The 15920-nt window shown below is 61.0% G+C and carries 19 protein-coding genes; 10 read left to right on the plus strand and 9 right to left on the minus strand.

The genetic code is table 11. The features are described 5' to 3' along the window. The first annotated feature begins 670 nt into the window (after positions 1–670). Positions 671–1090 (plus strand): hypothetical protein, encoded by a 420-nt coding sequence (locus N434_RS00005; protein WP_110755374.1) that lies wholly within the window; start codon positions 671–673, stop codon positions 1088–1090. Between the two features lie 153 nt (positions 1091–1243). Beyond that, complete coding sequence (locus N434_RS00010) at positions 1244–1690, plus strand: DoxX family protein (RefSeq protein ID WP_110755375.1); 447 nt, start codon at positions 1244–1246, stop codon at positions 1688–1690. 62 nt (positions 1691–1752) lie between these two features. Here the strand turns inward: N434_RS00010 and hisG are convergent, their stop codons facing one another. The 4 genes from hisG to hisS are packed head-to-tail and all read right to left on the minus strand — an operon-like array spanning position 1753 to position 5482. Continuing rightward, on the minus strand, positions 1753–2445 hold the full coding sequence (gene hisG / locus N434_RS00015) for an ATP phosphoribosyltransferase (protein ID WP_110755377.1): 693 nt from the start codon (positions 2443–2445) through the stop codon (positions 1753–1755). Further along, on the minus strand, positions 2442–3569 hold the full coding sequence (locus tag N434_RS00020) for an ATP phosphoribosyltransferase regulatory subunit (protein ID WP_110755379.1): 1128 nt from the start codon (positions 3567–3569) through the stop codon (positions 2442–2444). Before N434_RS00020 ends, hisG begins: the two co-directional genes overlap by 4 nt. Before the next feature lie 16 nt (positions 3570–3585). Continuing rightward, positions 3586–3954 (minus strand): VOC family protein, encoded by a 369-nt coding sequence (locus N434_RS00025; RefSeq protein WP_110755380.1) that lies wholly within the window; start codon positions 3952–3954, stop codon positions 3586–3588. 4 nt (positions 3955–3958) lie between these two features. Continuing rightward, positions 3959–5482 (minus strand): histidine--tRNA ligase, encoded by a 1524-nt coding sequence (gene hisS, locus N434_RS00030; protein ID WP_110755382.1) that lies wholly within the window; start codon positions 5480–5482, stop codon positions 3959–3961. Positions 5483–5639: 157 nt separating this feature from the next. On the opposite strand from hisS, the gene relB reads away from it, so the two are divergent. Genes relB through copM form a run of 5 tightly spaced genes read left to right on the plus strand, consistent with a single transcriptional unit; the run spans position 5640 to position 7776 of the window. Continuing rightward, complete coding sequence (gene relB / locus N434_RS00035; RefSeq protein ID WP_003503188.1) at positions 5640–5873, plus strand: type II toxin-antitoxin system RelB family antitoxin; 234 nt, start codon at positions 5640–5642, stop codon at positions 5871–5873. Then, complete coding sequence (locus tag N434_RS00040) at positions 5857–6126, plus strand: type II toxin-antitoxin system RelE family toxin (RefSeq protein WP_110755384.1); 270 nt, start codon at positions 5857–5859, stop codon at positions 6124–6126. Before relB ends, N434_RS00040 begins: the two co-directional genes overlap by 17 nt. A gap of 6 nt (positions 6127–6132) precedes the next feature. Continuing rightward, on the plus strand, positions 6133–6897 hold the full coding sequence (locus tag N434_RS00045; RefSeq protein WP_110755385.1) for a hypothetical protein: 765 nt from the start codon (positions 6133–6135) through the stop codon (positions 6895–6897). 41 nt (positions 6898–6938) lie between these two features. Further along, positions 6939–7343, plus strand: a complete 405-nt coding sequence (locus tag N434_RS00050; protein WP_286172037.1) for a hypothetical protein — start codon at positions 6939–6941, stop codon at positions 7341–7343. A gap of 58 nt (positions 7344–7401) precedes the next feature. Beyond that, positions 7402–7776, plus strand: a complete 375-nt coding sequence (copM, locus tag N434_RS00055) for a CopM family metallochaperone (protein ID WP_110755387.1) — start codon at positions 7402–7404, stop codon at positions 7774–7776. 265 nt (positions 7777–8041) lie between these two features. On the opposite strand, the gene N434_RS00060 is transcribed toward copM, so the two are convergent. Next, positions 8042–8959, minus strand: a complete 918-nt coding sequence (locus N434_RS00060; RefSeq protein WP_110755389.1) for a LysR substrate-binding domain-containing protein — start codon at positions 8957–8959, stop codon at positions 8042–8044. A gap of 81 nt (positions 8960–9040) precedes the next feature. Here N434_RS00060 and N434_RS00065 point away from each other — a divergent pair, with 81 nt between their 5' ends. Then, entirely contained in the window at positions 9041–10084 is a 1044-nt protein-coding gene (locus N434_RS00065; RefSeq protein ID WP_065114961.1) for a YeiH family protein, read from the plus strand. 10 nt (positions 10085–10094) lie between these two features. On the opposite strand, the gene N434_RS00070 is transcribed toward N434_RS00065, so the two are convergent. Together N434_RS00070 and N434_RS00075 are read right to left on the minus strand one after the other, a co-directional pair. After that, positions 10095–10538, minus strand: coding sequence for a hypothetical protein (locus N434_RS00070; RefSeq protein WP_110755390.1), 444 nt, complete (start codon positions 10536–10538; stop codon positions 10095–10097). After that, positions 10535–11164, minus strand: a complete 630-nt coding sequence (locus N434_RS00075; RefSeq protein ID WP_110755392.1) for a DNA-3-methyladenine glycosylase I — start codon at positions 11162–11164, stop codon at positions 10535–10537. Before N434_RS00075 ends, N434_RS00070 begins: the two co-directional genes overlap by 4 nt. A 238-nt stretch (positions 11165–11402) precedes the next feature. Here N434_RS00075 and N434_RS00080 point away from each other — a divergent pair, with 238 nt between their 5' ends. Beyond that, positions 11403–12179 (plus strand): L,D-transpeptidase, encoded by a 777-nt coding sequence (locus N434_RS00080; protein WP_110755393.1) that lies wholly within the window; start codon positions 11403–11405, stop codon positions 12177–12179. 275 nt (positions 12180–12454) lie between these two features. After that, on the plus strand, positions 12455–13114 hold the full coding sequence (locus N434_RS00085; protein WP_110755395.1) for an outer membrane protein: 660 nt from the start codon (positions 12455–12457) through the stop codon (positions 13112–13114). A 199-nt stretch (positions 13115–13313) separates the two neighbouring features. Here N434_RS00085 and glcF read toward each other — a convergent pair whose 3' ends face one another. Continuing rightward, positions 13314–14615, minus strand: coding sequence for a glycolate oxidase subunit GlcF (gene glcF, locus N434_RS00090; RefSeq protein WP_110755397.1), 1302 nt, complete (start codon positions 14613–14615; stop codon positions 13314–13316). Positions 14616–14629: 14 nt separating this feature from the next. Then, positions 14630–15832 (minus strand): glycolate oxidase subunit GlcE, encoded by a 1203-nt coding sequence (glcE, locus tag N434_RS00095; protein ID WP_110755399.1) that lies wholly within the window; start codon positions 15830–15832, stop codon positions 14630–14632. Positions 15833–15920 lie beyond the last annotated feature (88 nt).

Genomic DNA, 15920 nt, shown 5'->3' on the forward strand with positions numbered 1-15920 from the left:
CGGGCGGCATGGACTTCTAATCAGTCCTGTCACCGGAATTAAGAAAGGGCGGTCTTCGGATCGCCCTTTTTCGTTTGCCGCCCATGCCCTTCGAGTGGTCCGGCGTCGCAAGCGCGCCAGACGGACGGCATGGACTTCCAATCAGTCCTGTCACTGAAATGAGGAAAGGGTCGTCTCCGGATCGCCCTTTTTCTTTTGAAAAATTCCACGGAGCAACTCCGCATTCAGGCTATACAGGAGCCTGCAAACCGCAATGGCGGGCGTCGCTTCAAAATATTGTCTCTTTTTGAGACATCCGTAACTTTAGCCGGCTTGTTTTCAGCGACCTATGCAATAATGGGACATCCAGATGGGCGAATCACCATCGCCGGCGGCTCGGAATTCCGCATTTCCGGACCTATAAGTTCGACATTTAGTTGTCTTTTTTCATATATTTCGCGATTGCGATGAAGGAATACATAATATTTTTGATTTTCTCACTGATCGGTTGTTGTCGGTAGAGGAAAATAAACTATAAGTCAGCGCCCATAAGGGTGCCGCGACAGGACGCAAGCATTGAAGGGGTTTCGATGCTTGCAAATACGTCCAACTGCGGATGGCGGTGAAAGTACAATCTGACGGCGACGCTTGGAAATAGCGGCGCTGGCACGATGTTCAGCGGGGGCGCGATTTGTTCGAGATATCAAGACGCAACGATGCTCTGCCCGGAGCTGCGGCAACCATGCCCGATCCACAAACCCTGTCGCATTTCTTTATTTCGGAGGAATGGAGCAGCGATCTTGCGAGCGGCGTCATCCGGCTTGGCGAACACGCGTCTTTCATGCACGGCCTGCCGCCGGGCGAATGCGGACTGCTCAGCCTGGTCCGCTGCTATGACCGTGGCGACCACGCGCGCGTGCTTGAACTTTTCGAGCAGGCTTCCACCACCCCCTCGCGCTTCTGTTTTTCAACCGGCGTCTCCATCTTGCCGGCAATGCGGCAGCCGGTCATCTGCATGGGCGAATCCTCCGGCTTCGAAGGCGGCCAGCAGGGCTGGATTTCCGGGCTGTTCCTGTTTCCGCGGTTTGAAGATATCCGCTTCGCCGCCTGACCACGCCGGTTGAGACCGAAGATTGTTCACAAAATGAAGACAATTTGTCTTCTGTCGTTCATCTTTATAGATGAGTGATTTTCGGGCATTGATATCTCCAGACATTGCCTTGCAGCTAACCGGCGACACGCCGATCATCCACCGGAGATATCCATGTCCAGCAGCCAGAACGTCCTCGTTCTCATCGCCCGCATTCTGCTTTCCTTCATCTTCATCTCATCGGGCTTTGGCAAGCTCGCCGATCCGGCTGGCACGGCCGGCATGATCACCGGCGCCGGCCTGCCCGCCGCAACCGCGCTTGCCTATCTCGCAGGCCTGTTCGAACTCGTTGCCGGTCTTGCCATTCTCGTTGGTTTCCAGACCAAAATCGCCGCCTGGGCGCTTGCCGTCTTCTGCGTCTTCACCGGTCTGGTTTTCCACAGCGGCACCGTTGCCGTTCCCGGCTGGCCTGAGCCGGCTCTTGGCTGGATCAACACGCTGAACGGCATCATGATGGTGAAGAACATCACCCTTGCCGGCGCTTACATCCTGCTTGCCGCCTTCGGCCCCGGCGCCTATTCCATCGACGCTCGGCGCGGCGCGGCTGTTGCCCACGCATAAGCCAAATAAATCGACCAACAAAAAGCCGCCGGATCGCTCCGGCGGCTTTTTGTTTTCTATCGTCAGACCGCCGCCCTTATGCGCGAGGCGATCTCCTGAACCGTCGCATCGCCATCATGTTCCGGCTTGCGGGCACGCACGAAGCAGGCTTCCGAACGGACGATGATGCCATCGGAGAGGATTTTCAGATGGTTGGCCTTCAGCGTCGAGCCGGTGGAGGTTATATCGACGATGATATCCGCCTGCCCCGCCGCCGGCGCACCCTCGGTCGCGCCAAGGCTTTCGACGATGCGGTAAAGCTGAATGCCGTGCTGGCGCGAAAAGAACTGCTGCGTCAGCCGCCAATATTTGGTGGCGATCGCCAGTCTCCGGCCATGGCGGGCGCGGAACTCAGACGCCACATCGCCAAGATCGGCCATGCTGTCCACATCCAGCCAGATTTCCGGCACAGCAACCACGACATCCGCATGGCCGAAACCGAGGCGGGCACAGAATTCCACCTGCGCATCGGCATTGGTCAGTCCCTCGCGCACAAGGTCCTCACCCGTCACGCCGAAATCCACCGTGCCGGCGCCGATCTCGCGGGCGATCTCGGAAGCCGACAGATAGGCGATTTCGATATCGTCTCGCCCTTCGATGCGGCCGCGATAGGAACGGTCATTGCCGACAGGCGCGACTTTCAGCCCGGCGCGTTCCAGAACGGCGGAGGCGTCTTCCTTCATCCGGCCCTTGGAGGGCAATGCGATGGTGATCATGGCTTGTCGCTCCCGCGCACCGCTTCGATACGATCCAGCCAGAGCGAGAAGCCCACAGCCGGGATTTTTTCCTGTGCGCCGAGCAGGGTCAGCAACCGGTCGAAACGGCCGCCGCCGGCCAGAACGCTGTCGCCGCCCGCTTCCACCACCTCGAAGACAAGGCCGGTGTAATAATCGAGCGGGCGACCGAAGGCCGCGCCATAGGTCACGGTTTCGAGATCGACACCGGCATTGGCAAGGGCTGCGACACGCTTGTCGAAAGCGGAAAGCGCGCCATCCAGCTTCAGCTTCGCCTTTGCGGCAAAATCAGCCAGAACCTGCGAAGCCTGCGGCAGGGGTGCCTTCAGGGCAAGGAACTGCTTGAGCAGCGCGAAGCTTTCATCCGGCAGCCGCGTGGCCGCGAGCGCCAGCTTCTCCCGCAGACGGCGGGCGATTTCCTGCGGCGAGCGGCTGGCATTGGTGGAATAGCCGGTTTCCTGCATCACCGTATCGAGATAATCGACCAGCACCGTCTCGTCGCCCGTCGCCAGCAGGCCGGCGACGCGGGCATCGAGGCCGGTCATCGGCTTGGGATGCACAAGGCTTTCCAGCAGCGCGTCGAGCTGCGCCATATCGCCGAAAGCCTGCACCAGCCGCTTCTGCCAGCCGAGCGGCAGGCCGAGGGCGGCAACCACCGCCTCGAAAACCTGCTGGTCGCCGAGCGTGACGGCGAGCGCCCGGCCGGGCAGCAGCCGTTTCAATATGGCGGTTGCGTCGATGACGGCACGGGCATCGGCGGCAGCGATATCGGTATCACCAAGATCCTCGATGCCGGCCTGATAAAACTCGTTGGCGCCCTCACGGCGCTGGCGGAAGACTTCGCCGAGATAGGAATAACGCTTCGGTGTGCCGGTCGCCGTCTCGATGTGGCGCAGGCAGACCGGAATGGTGAATTCGGGGCGCAGGCACAGGCTTGTCCCCGTTTCGCTCTCCGTCATGAAGATACGGCGGCGCAAATCCTCGCCGGCCATATCCAGAAACGGTTCGGCGGGCTGGATGACGGGCGTGTTCACACGGCTCGTGCGGCGCGCGGCGAATTCTTCCAGTAGCTCTCCGGAAAACTCCGGCATGTCGATCAGGGGCATGGAACGGTACTTTTCGTCACGGTTCGAGCGGCTGCATCATTTCGATGCGGTTTCCGAAGGGATCATGGACATAAAACCGGTGATACCCTTCCAGCGGCTCATCCTCAACCACATGGCAGCCTGCTGTTTCAAGTGTTTTTCGCAAAGTTGCCAGATCATCGACCAGAAAGGCCGGATGGGCTTTGCGCGCCGAGCGGAAATCCTGCTCGACGCCGAGATGCAGTTTTATCGAACCCCGGCTGAACCAGCACCCGCCGCGCGCGGCCAGATTGGCAGGCTTTGCCTGCTCCGCAAAGCCGAGCAGGCCGCCATAGAAAGCGCGCGCCTCATCTTCGCGGCCCGCCGGCATCGCCAATTGAACATGGTCGAGCGCGAGGATCGCCATGGCCTTAACGCTCTTCGGCGGCGCGGCGAACGTCCTCTGCCTGATGCTCCAGAATTTCGCAGACCTTCACCACCAGATCGGCCTCCGGCACGCTGACCTGCGCCACACGCGCCTCGCGCCAGCTGGCATTGTCCTCGATCTCGCCGGAGAGGCGCTTGCCTTCGATCAGATCCTTGATCTGCACCACGCCTTCGGCACGCTCGTCACCGCCCTGGATGATGGCGATGGGGGAGCCGAGACGGTCGGCATATTTCAGCTGGTTGCCGAATTTCTTCCAGTTGCCCTGATACATTTCAGCGCGGATGCCTTCGGCGCGCAGCGCCTGCGAGAAGCGCTGGTAACGGCCCATGCTCTCCACATCGCCGTCCATGACGGTGATCAGAACGGGGGCAAGCGGCTTGACCTGACCGAGCTTGCCGAGGTTCTTCAGCGCCGTCATCAGGCGCGAAACGCCGATGGAGAAGCCCGTGGCCGGAACCGGCTGGCCCATGAAGCGCGACACGAGGCCATCGTAACGGCCGCCGCCGCCGACCGAGCCGAACACGACTTTTTCGCCCTTTTCATTAGTGACATCGAAGGTCAGCTCGGCCTCATAGACCGGGCCGGTATAATATTCGAGGCCGCGAACGACGGAGGGGTCGATCTTGATGCGCGTCGCATCGTAACCGGCACTGGTAACCAGAGCGCCGATGATGTTCAGCTCATCAACACCTTCCTCGCCTTTCGAGGTGCCCGCGACCAGTTTGGCCAGATCGTCGGCGCTTGCCGCATAGTCCTTGATGCCGACGAAAAACAGCACCTTTTCGATCTGCTCTTCGCCAAGGCCCGCACCCTTGGTGAAATCACCGGATTCATCCTTGCGGCCGGGACCGAGCAGCAGCTTCACGCCTTCAGGACCGAACTTGTCGAGCTTGTCGATGGCACGCAGCACATTGAGACGACGGGCGGCATTGTCCTCGCCGCCGAGGCCGATGGCTTCCATGACGCCGTCGAGCACCTTGCGGTTGTTGACGCGGATGACATAGTCGCCGCGCGCAATACCGAGCGCTTCCAGCGTATCGGCCATCATCATGCACATTTCGGCATCGGCCTGCACGCCGGCGGCACCCACCGTATCGGCATCGAACTGCATGAACTGCCGGAAGCGGCCGGGGCCGGGCTTTTCATTGCGGAAGACATAACCGGCGCGATAGGTGCGGTACGGCAGCTGGATTTCGTTGAAATTTTCCGCGACATGGCGAGCGAGCGGCGCGGTGAGATCGTAGCGCAGGCTCATCCACTGGTCGTCATCATCCTGTAGCGAAAACACGCCTTCGTTCGGCCGGTCGCTATCCGGCAGGAACTTGCCGAGCGCATCGGTATATTCGAACAGCGGGGTCTCCACCGGATCGAAGCCGTAAAGCTCATAGACTTTGCGGATCTTCTCGATCATCTCATTGGTGGCATGGATATCGGCAACCGAGCGATCCACGAAGCCGCGCGGCAGGCGGGCTTTCAGTTTCTGAGGCTTTTTTGCTTTTTCGCTCATGGGACCGGTCCGATATTTTCCTGAAATCAAGCCGGTGTATTAGAGGATGAAGCCCGGTGCGGCAAGCCGCAAAGGCTGCGGTTTTACTGGCCTGCGCAGCCAAGCGGTGCTATATGGGATACATGTATCCCAATTGAGATCGGGAAGGACGCGACCCATGAGCAAACAGACAGCCATCCGCCTGCCTGATGAGACCTATGAGCGGCTGAAGGCGCTTTCCGAGCGCACCGGCCGCACATCCGCCTATTACATCCGCGAGGCGATCGAGAAACATATCGAGGATATGGAAGACCTCTATCTCGCGGAAGAGGCGACGCGGCAGCGCATCGCCAATAAAGAACGCACCTATACTCTGGAAGAAGTGATGCGTGATCTTGACCTGGAGAATTGAATTCCAACGGGCTGCCGTCAAACAACTGGGCAAGTTGGCGAAGAGTGATGCCAATCGCATCATTTCCTTTCTGGCGGACCGGATCGCCAAGGATGACAACCCCCGTAAAACCGGCGCCGCCCTGCAGGGCTCCGAGCTTGGAAATTTCTGGCGCTACCGGGTGGGCGATTATCGCATCATCTGCGATATACAGGATCACAAGCTCGTCGTGCTGGTGGTCGAAATCGGCCATCGCCGTGAAATCTACCGTTAGGCATCCATGATCCTCGAAGCCCTGCAATATGCCGCCACCCGCGCGGTCACGCCGAAAGAATTCCGGCCGCATATCCGCTATTCCGTCAACCTGTGGGCGCGCGCCAACCGCTGCGCCAAGGCATGGGCGGAGCATGAGGACAACAGCCGTCAATTCGTGCTGCAATCGGCCAGAAAGCTGAGACAGCGGCGAACAGCAGTGGTGCTGGGGTCCGGCCTCTTGCGCGATGTGCCCTATGACGCGCTGGTGGCGATGTTCGATACCGTCGTTCTGGTTGATCTGGTACATCTCGCCAGCGTGCAGGCAAAACTGCGCCTCAATGCCAAAAAGAACGTCCGCATCGCCAACCGCGATCTTTCCGGCTTTGACGATGTACTCGCCGACCGACAGCCGGAACCGCTCGATTTCCTGCGGCGGGTGCCCTATCTCGATCTCGTCGTTTCAGCCAATCTCCTGTCGCAGATCGGCACCGGCGCACGCCACCGGCTGGAGCGCGAGAAGATCACGAATGCGCCGGATGATCTGCTGGCGAAACTCATTCGGACGCATCTCGATGCGCTGGCCGGGCTTCCCTGCAAGGCCTGCCTGGTAACGGACACATCCTTCGATGTCACCGGCAGGGATGGCAGCCAGCAGCAGCACGAGGATTTGCTGCACGGCATCGAGATTTCCTCACCCACCGCCGCGTGGGAATGGCCGCTTGCCCCCTTCGGCGAGGAAAGCAGGGATTACCGCATCGTGCATCACGTCATCGCGCGTGAACTGACCTGAGCGTCATGCTTATTCCACAATTTTCGCGGTAAATTCACACCATGCACCTGATGGTCCGCACTTTGATGTTTCTTGCCTGCCTGCTTTACGGTGCAATGCCGGCGCAGATGGCGATGAGCATGCCGCTGGGCACAGGCATGGCCGTTTCGTCGCAACCTGCGATGAGTCATGAAAATCGCCATTCAAACCATGCCGGAGATCAGGACATCGGCGCCGAGACCCATGCGCAGGATATAGCCAAAGCCCATAAATCCGGCATGGGCGATTGCTGCCCACATGGCGATGACGCCGCGCATCCCGGATCCTGCGCCGCCTGCCTGATCGTGGTTCCGCAAATGATCTTCGCCGATGCCGGCCGGATGATCTTCGCCTACCCCAAGCCGCAGCGTGGCGTTCTCTTCAACGGCAAGGCTTTCGCGCCGCCGCTGCCGCCTCCCCGCGCCTGACACCAGATTTTTCCAGTCAATCCATCGAAAGATCCGTCAGACACAGGAAGGATAATCCATGTCTATCAAGACCATCACGCTCGCCGCCGCTTTCGCGGCCGTCTTCGCCATGCCCGTCTTCGCACAGGAAGCAGGCGGCCATGCCGGGCACACCATGTCCAAGGGTGCCGCAAGCGAAACCGAGTCCACCAAGGCTTTCATGGAGGCCAGCAAGAAGATGCATGGCGATATGGCCATCGATTACAGCGGCGATGCCGATGTCGATTTCGTGCGCGGCATGATCCCGCATCATCAGGGTGCGATCGATATGGCCAAGGTCCAGCTCGAATATGGCAAGGACCCGGAAATCCGCAAGCTGGCCGAAGAGGTGATCAAGGCGCAGGAAGGCGAAATCGCCATGATGAAGGCCTGGCTGAAGTCCAAGGGCAAGTGATTGCTATTGTTGAAGGGGAGCGCCGGCTGCGGCGCTCCACTTTTTCTTCTCCCCGCCGGGGAGAAGGTGGCTCGAAGGGTCGGATAAGGGGGCAACGTTGCCGGGTTTCGGAGAGCTCGCCCCCTCATCCCCCTGCCGCGGACTTCTCCCCGACGGGGAGAAGAAACAAGCGGAAGCCTATCGCTTCATCGGCGACGCTATGGCGTAAGGGCGAGACAATGTCGGGTGCCTGGACTTGTCTGGCACCTCACGAACGCCAAATATCCTACACCCCCGCAAGACCGGCCTTGTAGTCCTCCGATGCCGCACGGCTGAGGCGTTCCAGCTCCATGGCCGCGCGGCTGGTGTGGCGTTCCTTATGGCGCAAAAGGGCGAAGTTGCGGGCGGGCAGATCGATGCCCGAACGGACCAGCAAACCCTGCCGCAAAAACAGTGACGCGACCGAGGCTGAAACTGCCGTCGCGGCCCCACCCGAGCGCGCCGCCATCACCACCGCCTCGTTGGACGGCAGTTCCAGCATGACGGAAAGCTCGCCGGGATCGACGCCCATCTGCCGCACCGCCGCCTCGAAGGCGGAGCGGGTGCCGGAGCCCTGCTCACGCAACACCCATGAGGTGCCATAGAGCATATCGAGCGCGGTGAGATAACGGCCATCGGCGAAGGGATGGGCCGAACCGGTGACGACCAGCAGCTTGTCGGACACGACGGGCTGCACCAGCAAGGCCGGCTCGTCGATCCTGCCCTCGATGAAGCCGACCTCCGCCAGACCGTCCAGCACCGCCTGCGTGACAGTCTTGGTATTGCCGATATCGAGCCGTACGGTGACGCCGGGATAGAGCTTCTTGAATTGCATCAGGATCGGCGGCAACCAGTAGCTTGCAATGGTCTGGCTGGCGCAGACGGTGATTTCGCCGCGCGTCAGCCCGCCCATTTCGGAGAGAATCAATTCGGCATTGCGCACGCGCGCCAAGGTCGCCTTTGCTTCGCCCAGAAATACCCGGCCGCTTTCGGTCAGTTCGATGTTGCGGCCGACACGATGAAAGAGCTCGACATCATAAAACGCCTCGAGATTCTTGATGGCGGAACTGACGGCGGAGGCTGTCAGGCCGATGGCTTCGGCGGCCCTTGTCAGATGTTCGCGTTCAGCGACGGCGATAAAGATGCGGAGTTGTTCAAACGTCATGGCTTTTCATTCGATTTTATCGAATAATATATACCATATTATTTGATAGAATAAAACAGGCCGCTCCGGCATTGTCTGGCCATGGCACAGCATCGCACCCTCACCCATCCCTTTCAGTTTTCCCTTCGCTGGTTCACCCCGCTTCTGCCGGGCATCCTGCTCTGCGCAGCCGTCAGCTGCGCCGCCATTCTGGCCGAGCGTTTTCAGGTGCGGCTTGCTGGCCATGCATGGCTTGGCGATCTTGTGCTTGCCATTCTGATCGGCACACTTTTGCGTTCTCTGGTGTCGCTTCCAGCGGTCGCTTCGGCCGGCATCAGGTTCAGCGCCAAGACCCTGCTGGAAATCGCGGTGGCGCTTCTCGGCGCGTCTCTCAGCCTTGCCATTCTCAAGGGTGCCGGTGGGCTGCTGATTGGTGGCATCGCGCTGATCGTCGCGCTGTCGCTAATCGTCAGCTATGCCGCCGGGCGAATGCTGGGCCTGCCGCCCAAGCTTGCGACGCTGATCGCCTGCGGTAATTCCATCTGCGGCAATTCCGCCATCGCCGCCGCCGCGCCCGCCATTGGCGCCAAGCCGGAAGATGTCGCCGCATCGATTGCCTTTACCGCGGTTCTCGGCGTCGCCGCCGTGCTTTTGATGCCATTCCTGCCGCAGCTTCTGGGTCTCGATGCCACTCAATACGGCATTTTCGCCGGCCTGACGGTCTATGCCGTGCCGCAGGTTCTCGCCGCCACCGCCCCGCTCGGCGCGATTGCCGTGCAGACCGGCACCATCGTCAAGCTCATCCGCGTGCTGATGCTGGGGCCGGTCATCGCCACGCTTTCCGTCATCCATGGCCAGTCCGGCAAGGGACGCCTGAAGCTGCAGCAGATGGTTCCGTGGTTCATCATCGGCTTCGTGCTGATGATCATGGCCCGTTCCTTCGGCCTCATCCCCGAAGTTCTGCTTTCACCCGTCGCCTCGCTCTCCAACATCCTGACCATCATGTCGATGGCGGCGCTGGGTCTTTCGGTCGATATTCGCAGCCTTCGCCATGCCGGCGGCAAGGTCATCGTCGCCGCCAGCCTGTCGCTGGTGCTGCTGGGTGTTCTGAGTTTCGGCCTGATCGTGCTGACACAGGCAGCCTGAGGGCGCGCCGTTATGTCCCGGTGCTGACCGTCAACGTATAATGCGCGCCGAGGCCACGGCGCGGCGATCCCAGAATGAGGGTCGGGCGGATCAGCCATTCGGTATCCGCCTTCGGCGTCAGCGTCGCGATCTTGCCGCCGGAATCGCTGAAGAAGATCGCATCCTCATCCGGCGTCGAAAAATCGAAGATCGCCATCAGGACAAATTCACTGGAGGCGGCAAGCTCGATCTTCACCGTCTGCCCGGCCTTCACCTTCAGGCGATAGACATCGCCACGCCCACGCCGGGTCCAGCCATCCAGCTTCAGCGGTCCGGCCGGCGGCAGGGCGACTTCCTTCAGCCTTTCACCGTCATCGAGCCAGATGCCATCGACATTGCGGCTTTCCGCAAAAGACGGATGCGGCACGGCGGCCACAGTCATGGTGAAAGCCAGAAGAAGGGACGTTACCTTCATGGACGTATGAACTCCCGCCGCAGCGCCTCGATCGGCTGGCGGCAATGGCAGCCTTCGATATGATCGTTGACCATACCCATGGCCTGCATGAATGCATAAACGGTCGTCGGGCCGACGAAGGTCCAGCCCCGCTTCTTCAAATCCTTGGAAAGGCGGATAGAGGCGGCGCTGGTGGGGTTGGCCCTTAACGTCGCATAGTCCAGCCTTTGCGGCCTTTCTGCGGCGGCGGGTTCGAAACCCCAGAAATATCGGGCAAGCGAGCCGAATTCGTCCCGCAGTTCCAGCGCTCGGCGGGCATTGTTGATGGTCGAAACGATCTTGCCGCGATGGCGGATGATGGCCTTGTCCGCAACGCAGCGCTCGATATCGGCATCGCCGAACTCCGCCACTGTTTCGAATTCAAAATTGGCGAAGGCAAGCCGGAAAGCTTCGCGTTTGCGCAGAACCGTCAGCCAGGAAAGCCCGGACTGGAAACCTTCCAGACAGATTTTCTCGAACAGCCGTCGATCGTCAGTGACGGGATAACCCCATTCCTCATCGTGATAACGGCTGTAATCCTCCAGCCCCTGCTGCCAGAAACACCGCACGCGGCCATCCGGGCCGGTTTCAAGTCCCGCTTCGCTCATTCCGCAACAACCCTTTTCCGCTCCCGCCCGTGACCGTTGAAAGCTGCGCACTTACCACTCATTCACCACGTTTCAAAACCGGGCGCTAACCTTAAATCCAGCTTTCCCTAATCAAGGGCTTTTTAATGAACAGCCATTTACGATTCGCTGGCGTCGAGGTGCGAACGTGTCCGGCAATGCGGGACAATATTCCCCGCCATTTCCATTGTTGCGGCATACCGCAGAGAGAGTCCACCCGATGACGATGAAGTCCGTTTTTCTGGCGCTGAGCCTCGTTTCCACCCTCGCCGTGCCGGCCGCCATGGCCAATGAGCGTTACCGCGAGCGCCCGCCGATCGTCGTCAGCCCGGACCTTTCCGCACCGTGGGTCACGCAGCTGGGTGGTCGCGGCAATGTGCGCCCGGTGGTTTATCCACGCGCGCCTGCCGCACGCCAGCCATTCTTCCAGCAGCGCCAGGCCGCCACGCCGCAGCGCCCCAGCTCCGGCGTCACATCGCAGCGCCCCGCACGGGTGCAGAATGCCGCCGTGCGACCCAACGCGCCGGTGCGCACGCAGATCGCGCCGCAGTTCCTGCCGCAGATCGTCACCTACCAGACCAATGAAAAACCCGGCACCATCGTCATCGATACACCGAACCGCTTCCTCTATCTCGTGCTCGCCGACGGCAAGGCGCGGCGTTATGGCGTCGGCGTCGGCAAACCGGGCTTCGAATGGGCCGGAACCCACAAGGTGACCCGCAAGGCGGAATGGCCGAGCTGGACCCCGCCGAAGGAAATGATCACCCGCGAGGCGGCCAAGGGACATTACCTGCCCGCCTTCATGGAAGGCGGCCCGGCCAACCCGATGGGCGCGCGCGCCATGTATCTCGGCTCCACGCTTTACCGCATCCACGGCACCAACCAGCCCTGGACGATCGGCAGCAACAACTCCTCCGGCTGCATCCGCATGCGCAACGAGGATGTCACCGATCTTTATGAGCGCGTAAACGTCGGAACCAAGGTCATTGTGATATGACGGCAACGGTTACGCCATTCCGGCCGCTTCAGGACCGGCAGGGCGGCGTATCCGCTTGAATTGCCGCCTTGCGCGGGTACACTCGGGCTGAATTCAATTGAATGAAGCATTCGACGAGACTTGGCGGGGGACGCCAGGCGCCGGACCTCTCTCAGGGGGATGATGGAACGGCCTTAAAACGGGTGGTCAGCTGACCGCCCGTTTTTCGTTTCTGTCATTCAAATGTTATCAAAAAACGGTTTGGTGGATTTCTGATATCAACTTGGATTCTCTCCATGCCGCGCCACACTTCTTTTGTCTGCGCCCTGCTCCTCAGCGGCGTTTCCTTCTCTGCCGCAATCGCAGGCGAATTTGAAATTTCCGGTTATGGCGGCTGGCAAAGCGCGCCGCACAGCGACGTAACGGTTTCCGACGGACCGGATTTTCGCGCCGGCTGGGAAGGCAAGTCGTTTTCCAGCCCGCCCTATTGGGGCGTGCGCGGCACCTACTGGTTTGAAGAGGGCCGGTTCAACAATTTCGGTATCTCGCTCGATTTCACCCATGACAAGGTTTATGCCGACGACCAGACGCTCGCCCGCTCCGGCTGGTCGCATTTCGAATTCACCGACGGCCTGAACCTTTTGACGCTCAACGCGCTCTATCGCTTTCCGCTGGAATCCCTGCCGATCACCCCTTATGTGGGCGCCGGCGTCGGCATCAACGTGCCGCATGTGGAAGTGAACCGTCCGTCGGGCAAGACCTTCGAATACCAGTTTGGCGGCGCCACCCTGCAGGCACAGGCCGGCCTCAGCTACCGCATCACCGACAACTGGTCGACCTTCGTGGAATATAAGGGCACCTATTCCTTTATCGATGTGGATATCGACAATGGCGCGTCGCTGAAGACCGATATCATCACCAATGCGGTGAATTTCGGCGTGGCGTATAAGTTCTAAAAGATATGGCGCAAAGCGTGCCGCGTGGACGACGCTCTCTTTCTTCGTCATTCCGGCCATGAGCCGGAATCCAGCCAGCCCAAGTCATTGGGCTGGAAAGACTCCTCTCGTCGCGCCGACGCGCGCCGGCTGGATGCCGAAAGTGCGTGCGCGAAAGCTGCCTCGGGTACTGCGCAGTCGAAAGTACCACGGGACGTTTCTAAACCGAAAGCCGCGCCGGCTTCGGCCCGCCATAGGCCCAGTCCAGCAGCTCAACCGTGTGCAGGATCGGCATATCAGTGCCGGTTCCGATCTGCGTGATGCAGCCAATATTGCCTGTGGCGATGACATCCGCGCGGGTGGCTTCGATATTCTTCACCTTGCGCGCCTTGAGCTTGGCGGAAATTTCCGGCTGAAGAATGTTGTAGGTTCCGGCCGAGCCGCAGCAGAGATGCCCTTCCGCTGGATCGCGAACGGTAAAACCCGCCGCCTTCAGCAGCTGTTTCGGGGCGAGCGTGATCTTCTGGCCGTGTTGCATGGAGCAGGCGGAATGATAAGCGACCGTCAGGCCCTGGCTTTGCCGTTGCGGCAGATCGAGCGTGGCGAGATATTCGGTGATGTCCTTTGCAAGCGCCGAGACCCGCGCGGCTTTTTCCGCATAGGCCGGATCGAGCCGCAGCATATGGCCGTAATCCTTGATGGTGGTGCCGCAGCCGGAAGCCGTGATGATAACGGCGTCGAGGCCGCCGCTCTCCAACTCCCGCGTCCAGACATCGACATTACGCCGGGCTGAGGCGAGCGCTTCTTCCTCCCGGCCCATGTGATGCACCAGCGAGCCGCAGCAGCCCTCGCCCTTCGGCACCACGACCTCGATGCCGAGCCGCGATAGCAGGCGCAGCGTCGCCTCGTTGATGCCGGGGTCGAGCACCGGCTGGGCGCAGCCGGTGAGAATGGCGACACGCCCGCGCTTTTCGCCCTCGGCCGGCCGTTCACCCGGGCGGGCGGAAGCGGAGGCGGCAGGTACGGCCGCGGGCGCGAGAGCGAGCATGGATTGCAGCGGCTTCAGCGCCGGCACCCTGGCAAGCAGGCCTGAGAAGGGCCGCGCCAGCCGGGCCAGGTGCAGCGCCAGCCGGAAACGCGTGGGATGGGGCAGAACGGCGACCAGAAGATTGCGGAACAGCCGATCCATGAAGGGGCGCTTATAGGTTTGTTCGATATGGGCGCGGGCATGATCGACCAGATGCATGTAATCCACGCCGGAGGGACAGGTGGTGGTGCAGGCAAGGCAGGAGAGACAGCGGTCGATATGGGTGACGACCTCGCGGTCGGCCGGGCGGCTGTTTTCCAGCATGTCCTTGATGAGGTAGATGCGGCCGCGCGGGCTGTCCAGCTCGTTGCCGAGCGTGACATAGGTGGGACAGGTGGCGGTGCAGAAACCGCAATGCACACATTTGCGCAGGATTTTTTCGGATTCCGCCACGTGCGGATCGGCCAGCTGTTGCGGCGTGAAGGATGTTTGCATGGTTCAGACCGCCCTTATATCGCTCCGGCCATCTTGCCGGGATTGAAGATGCCCGCCGGATCGAGCTTTTCCCTGATCCGTGCCGACAGGATGGCCTCCGCGGCCGGGCGCGGCTCGAATGCCGCGACCGTGGCGCGCACCGCATCGCTTGCCCTCACCAGCGTTGCGTGACCGCCGCCAAGCGCCCGGATCGCGCCGCGCAGCAAATCCGCCTCGGGGTCGGCCTCCATCTGCATCCAGACAAGGCCGCCCTGCCAGTCGTAAAAGGCGTCTATGCCCGCTTCCATGCGCAACGCCGCGACAAGCCGATGACCCACTGAAGGCGCGACCGATACTTTCCACAAGGGCTTCGCTCCCTGTCCGGCATAGGGTGCAACATCCCGCACCTGACGCCACAAAAGCCTGCTCTCCTCAGCCTCCAGCAGCGCCCACGGCCCGACCCGATCCATGACCGAGAGGAGTTTGGCCGTGCGCGCCTCCACCGAGGCGGAAAGCCCTTCCAGCCGCAGGATGGTCGCCGGGCCGTCCGGTAATCCGCCATCGATGAAACGGGAGCGAACGCTTTCCGGCAGATGCGCCGCACCAGAGACCTCGACGCTCATCGCCATCGCCGCCGCCATGATGCGTGTCGCCGCCTCGTCATCGAGACCGGACACGACCACGGTTTTTTCGGCCGGCGGTTTCGGCAGCACACGGAAGGTCACTTCGGTGAGGAAACCGAGCGTGCCGAAAGAGCCGGCGAGGAATTTCGACAGATCGAGCCCGGTGACATTCTTCATCACACGGCCGCCGGCCTTGATAATCTCTCCGCCGCCATTGACGAAACGGATGCCGAGCAGGCTATCGCGGGCCGCACCCGCCACATAACGGCGCGGGCCGGAAACATTGGCGGCGAAGACGCCGCCAATGGTCGGCTCGCCCGCAGTTCCCATGATCGGGCGATGGTCCATCGGCTCGAAGGCCATCATCTGGCGGTTTTCAGCAAGGGCGGCTTCGACGGTGGCGAGTGGAGTGCCGGCCTTGACGGTCATGACCATTTCGGCGGGAACGTAAGAGACGATGCCGTTCATGGCGCGGGAGGAGAGCGCATCATTTGCCGCGACTGCGTTGCCGAAACCGGAACGGGTGTTGCCACCGATGATTTTCAGCGGTTTTTTTCGCGTTGCGTGGTCGCGGATGATATCGGCGGCCTGTGTTTCTGAGTATGGGGTCAGCATAGAGTCGAGGCCTTTGAGCAAGAGATACCCCCCTCTGCCCTGCCGGGCATCTCCCCCTCAAGGGGGGAGATCGGCAAGAGGCTTGCGG

It is taken from the genome of Rhizobium sp. UGM030330-04 (genome assembly GCF_003208455.1).
Taxonomy (GTDB): Bacteria; Pseudomonadota; Alphaproteobacteria; order Rhizobiales; family Rhizobiaceae; genus Agrobacterium; species Agrobacterium rhizogenes_A.

Excerpts from the sequence above, each read along its gene's own strand:
- hisG (WP_110755377.1), bottom strand. The coding sequence starts at position 2,445 with ATGATCACCATCGCATTGCCCTCCAAGGGCCGGATGAAGGAAGACGCC.
- N434_RS00080 (WP_110755393.1), top strand. The coding sequence starts at position 11,403 with ATGACGATGAAGTCCGTTTTTCTGGCGCTGAGCCTCGTTTCCACCCTC.
- glcE (WP_110755399.1), bottom strand. The coding sequence starts at position 15,832 with ATGCTGACCCCATACTCAGAAACACAGGCCGCCGATATCATCCGCGAC.
- N434_RS00075 (WP_110755392.1), bottom strand. The coding sequence starts at position 11,164 with ATGAGCGAAGCGGGACTTGAAACCGGCCCGGATGGCCGCGTGCGGTGT.
- N434_RS00025 (WP_110755380.1), bottom strand. The coding sequence starts at position 3,954 with ATGGCGATCCTCGCGCTCGACCATGTTCAATTGGCGATGCCGGCGGGC.
- glcF (WP_110755397.1), bottom strand. The coding sequence starts at position 14,615 with ATGCAAACATCCTTCACGCCGCAACAGCTGGCCGATCCGCACGTGGCG.
- N434_RS00065 (WP_065114961.1), top strand. The coding sequence starts at position 9,041 with ATGGCACAGCATCGCACCCTCACCCATCCCTTTCAGTTTTCCCTTCGC.
- N434_RS00085 (WP_110755395.1), top strand. The coding sequence starts at position 12,455 with ATGCCGCGCCACACTTCTTTTGTCTGCGCCCTGCTCCTCAGCGGCGTT.
- relB (WP_003503188.1), top strand. The coding sequence starts at position 5,640 with ATGAGCAAACAGACAGCCATCCGCCTGCCTGATGAGACCTATGAGCGG.
- hisS (WP_110755382.1), bottom strand. The coding sequence starts at position 5,482 with ATGAGCGAAAAAGCAAAAAAGCCTCAGAAACTGAAAGCCCGCCTGCCG.
- N434_RS00045 (WP_110755385.1), top strand. The coding sequence starts at position 6,133 with ATGATCCTCGAAGCCCTGCAATATGCCGCCACCCGCGCGGTCACGCCG.
- N434_RS00070 (WP_110755390.1), bottom strand. The coding sequence starts at position 10,538 with ATGAAGGTAACGTCCCTTCTTCTGGCTTTCACCATGACTGTGGCCGCC.
- copM (WP_110755387.1), top strand. The coding sequence starts at position 7,402 with ATGTCTATCAAGACCATCACGCTCGCCGCCGCTTTCGCGGCCGTCTTC.
- N434_RS00020 (WP_110755379.1), bottom strand. The coding sequence starts at position 3,569 with ATGCCCCTGATCGACATGCCGGAGTTTTCCGGAGAGCTACTGGAAGAA.
- N434_RS00050 (WP_286172037.1), top strand. The coding sequence starts at position 6,939 with ATGCACCTGATGGTCCGCACTTTGATGTTTCTTGCCTGCCTGCTTTAC.
- N434_RS00060 (WP_110755389.1), bottom strand. The coding sequence starts at position 8,959 with ATGACGTTTGAACAACTCCGCATCTTTATCGCCGTCGCTGAACGCGAA.
- N434_RS00010 (WP_110755375.1), top strand. The coding sequence starts at position 1,244 with ATGTCCAGCAGCCAGAACGTCCTCGTTCTCATCGCCCGCATTCTGCTT.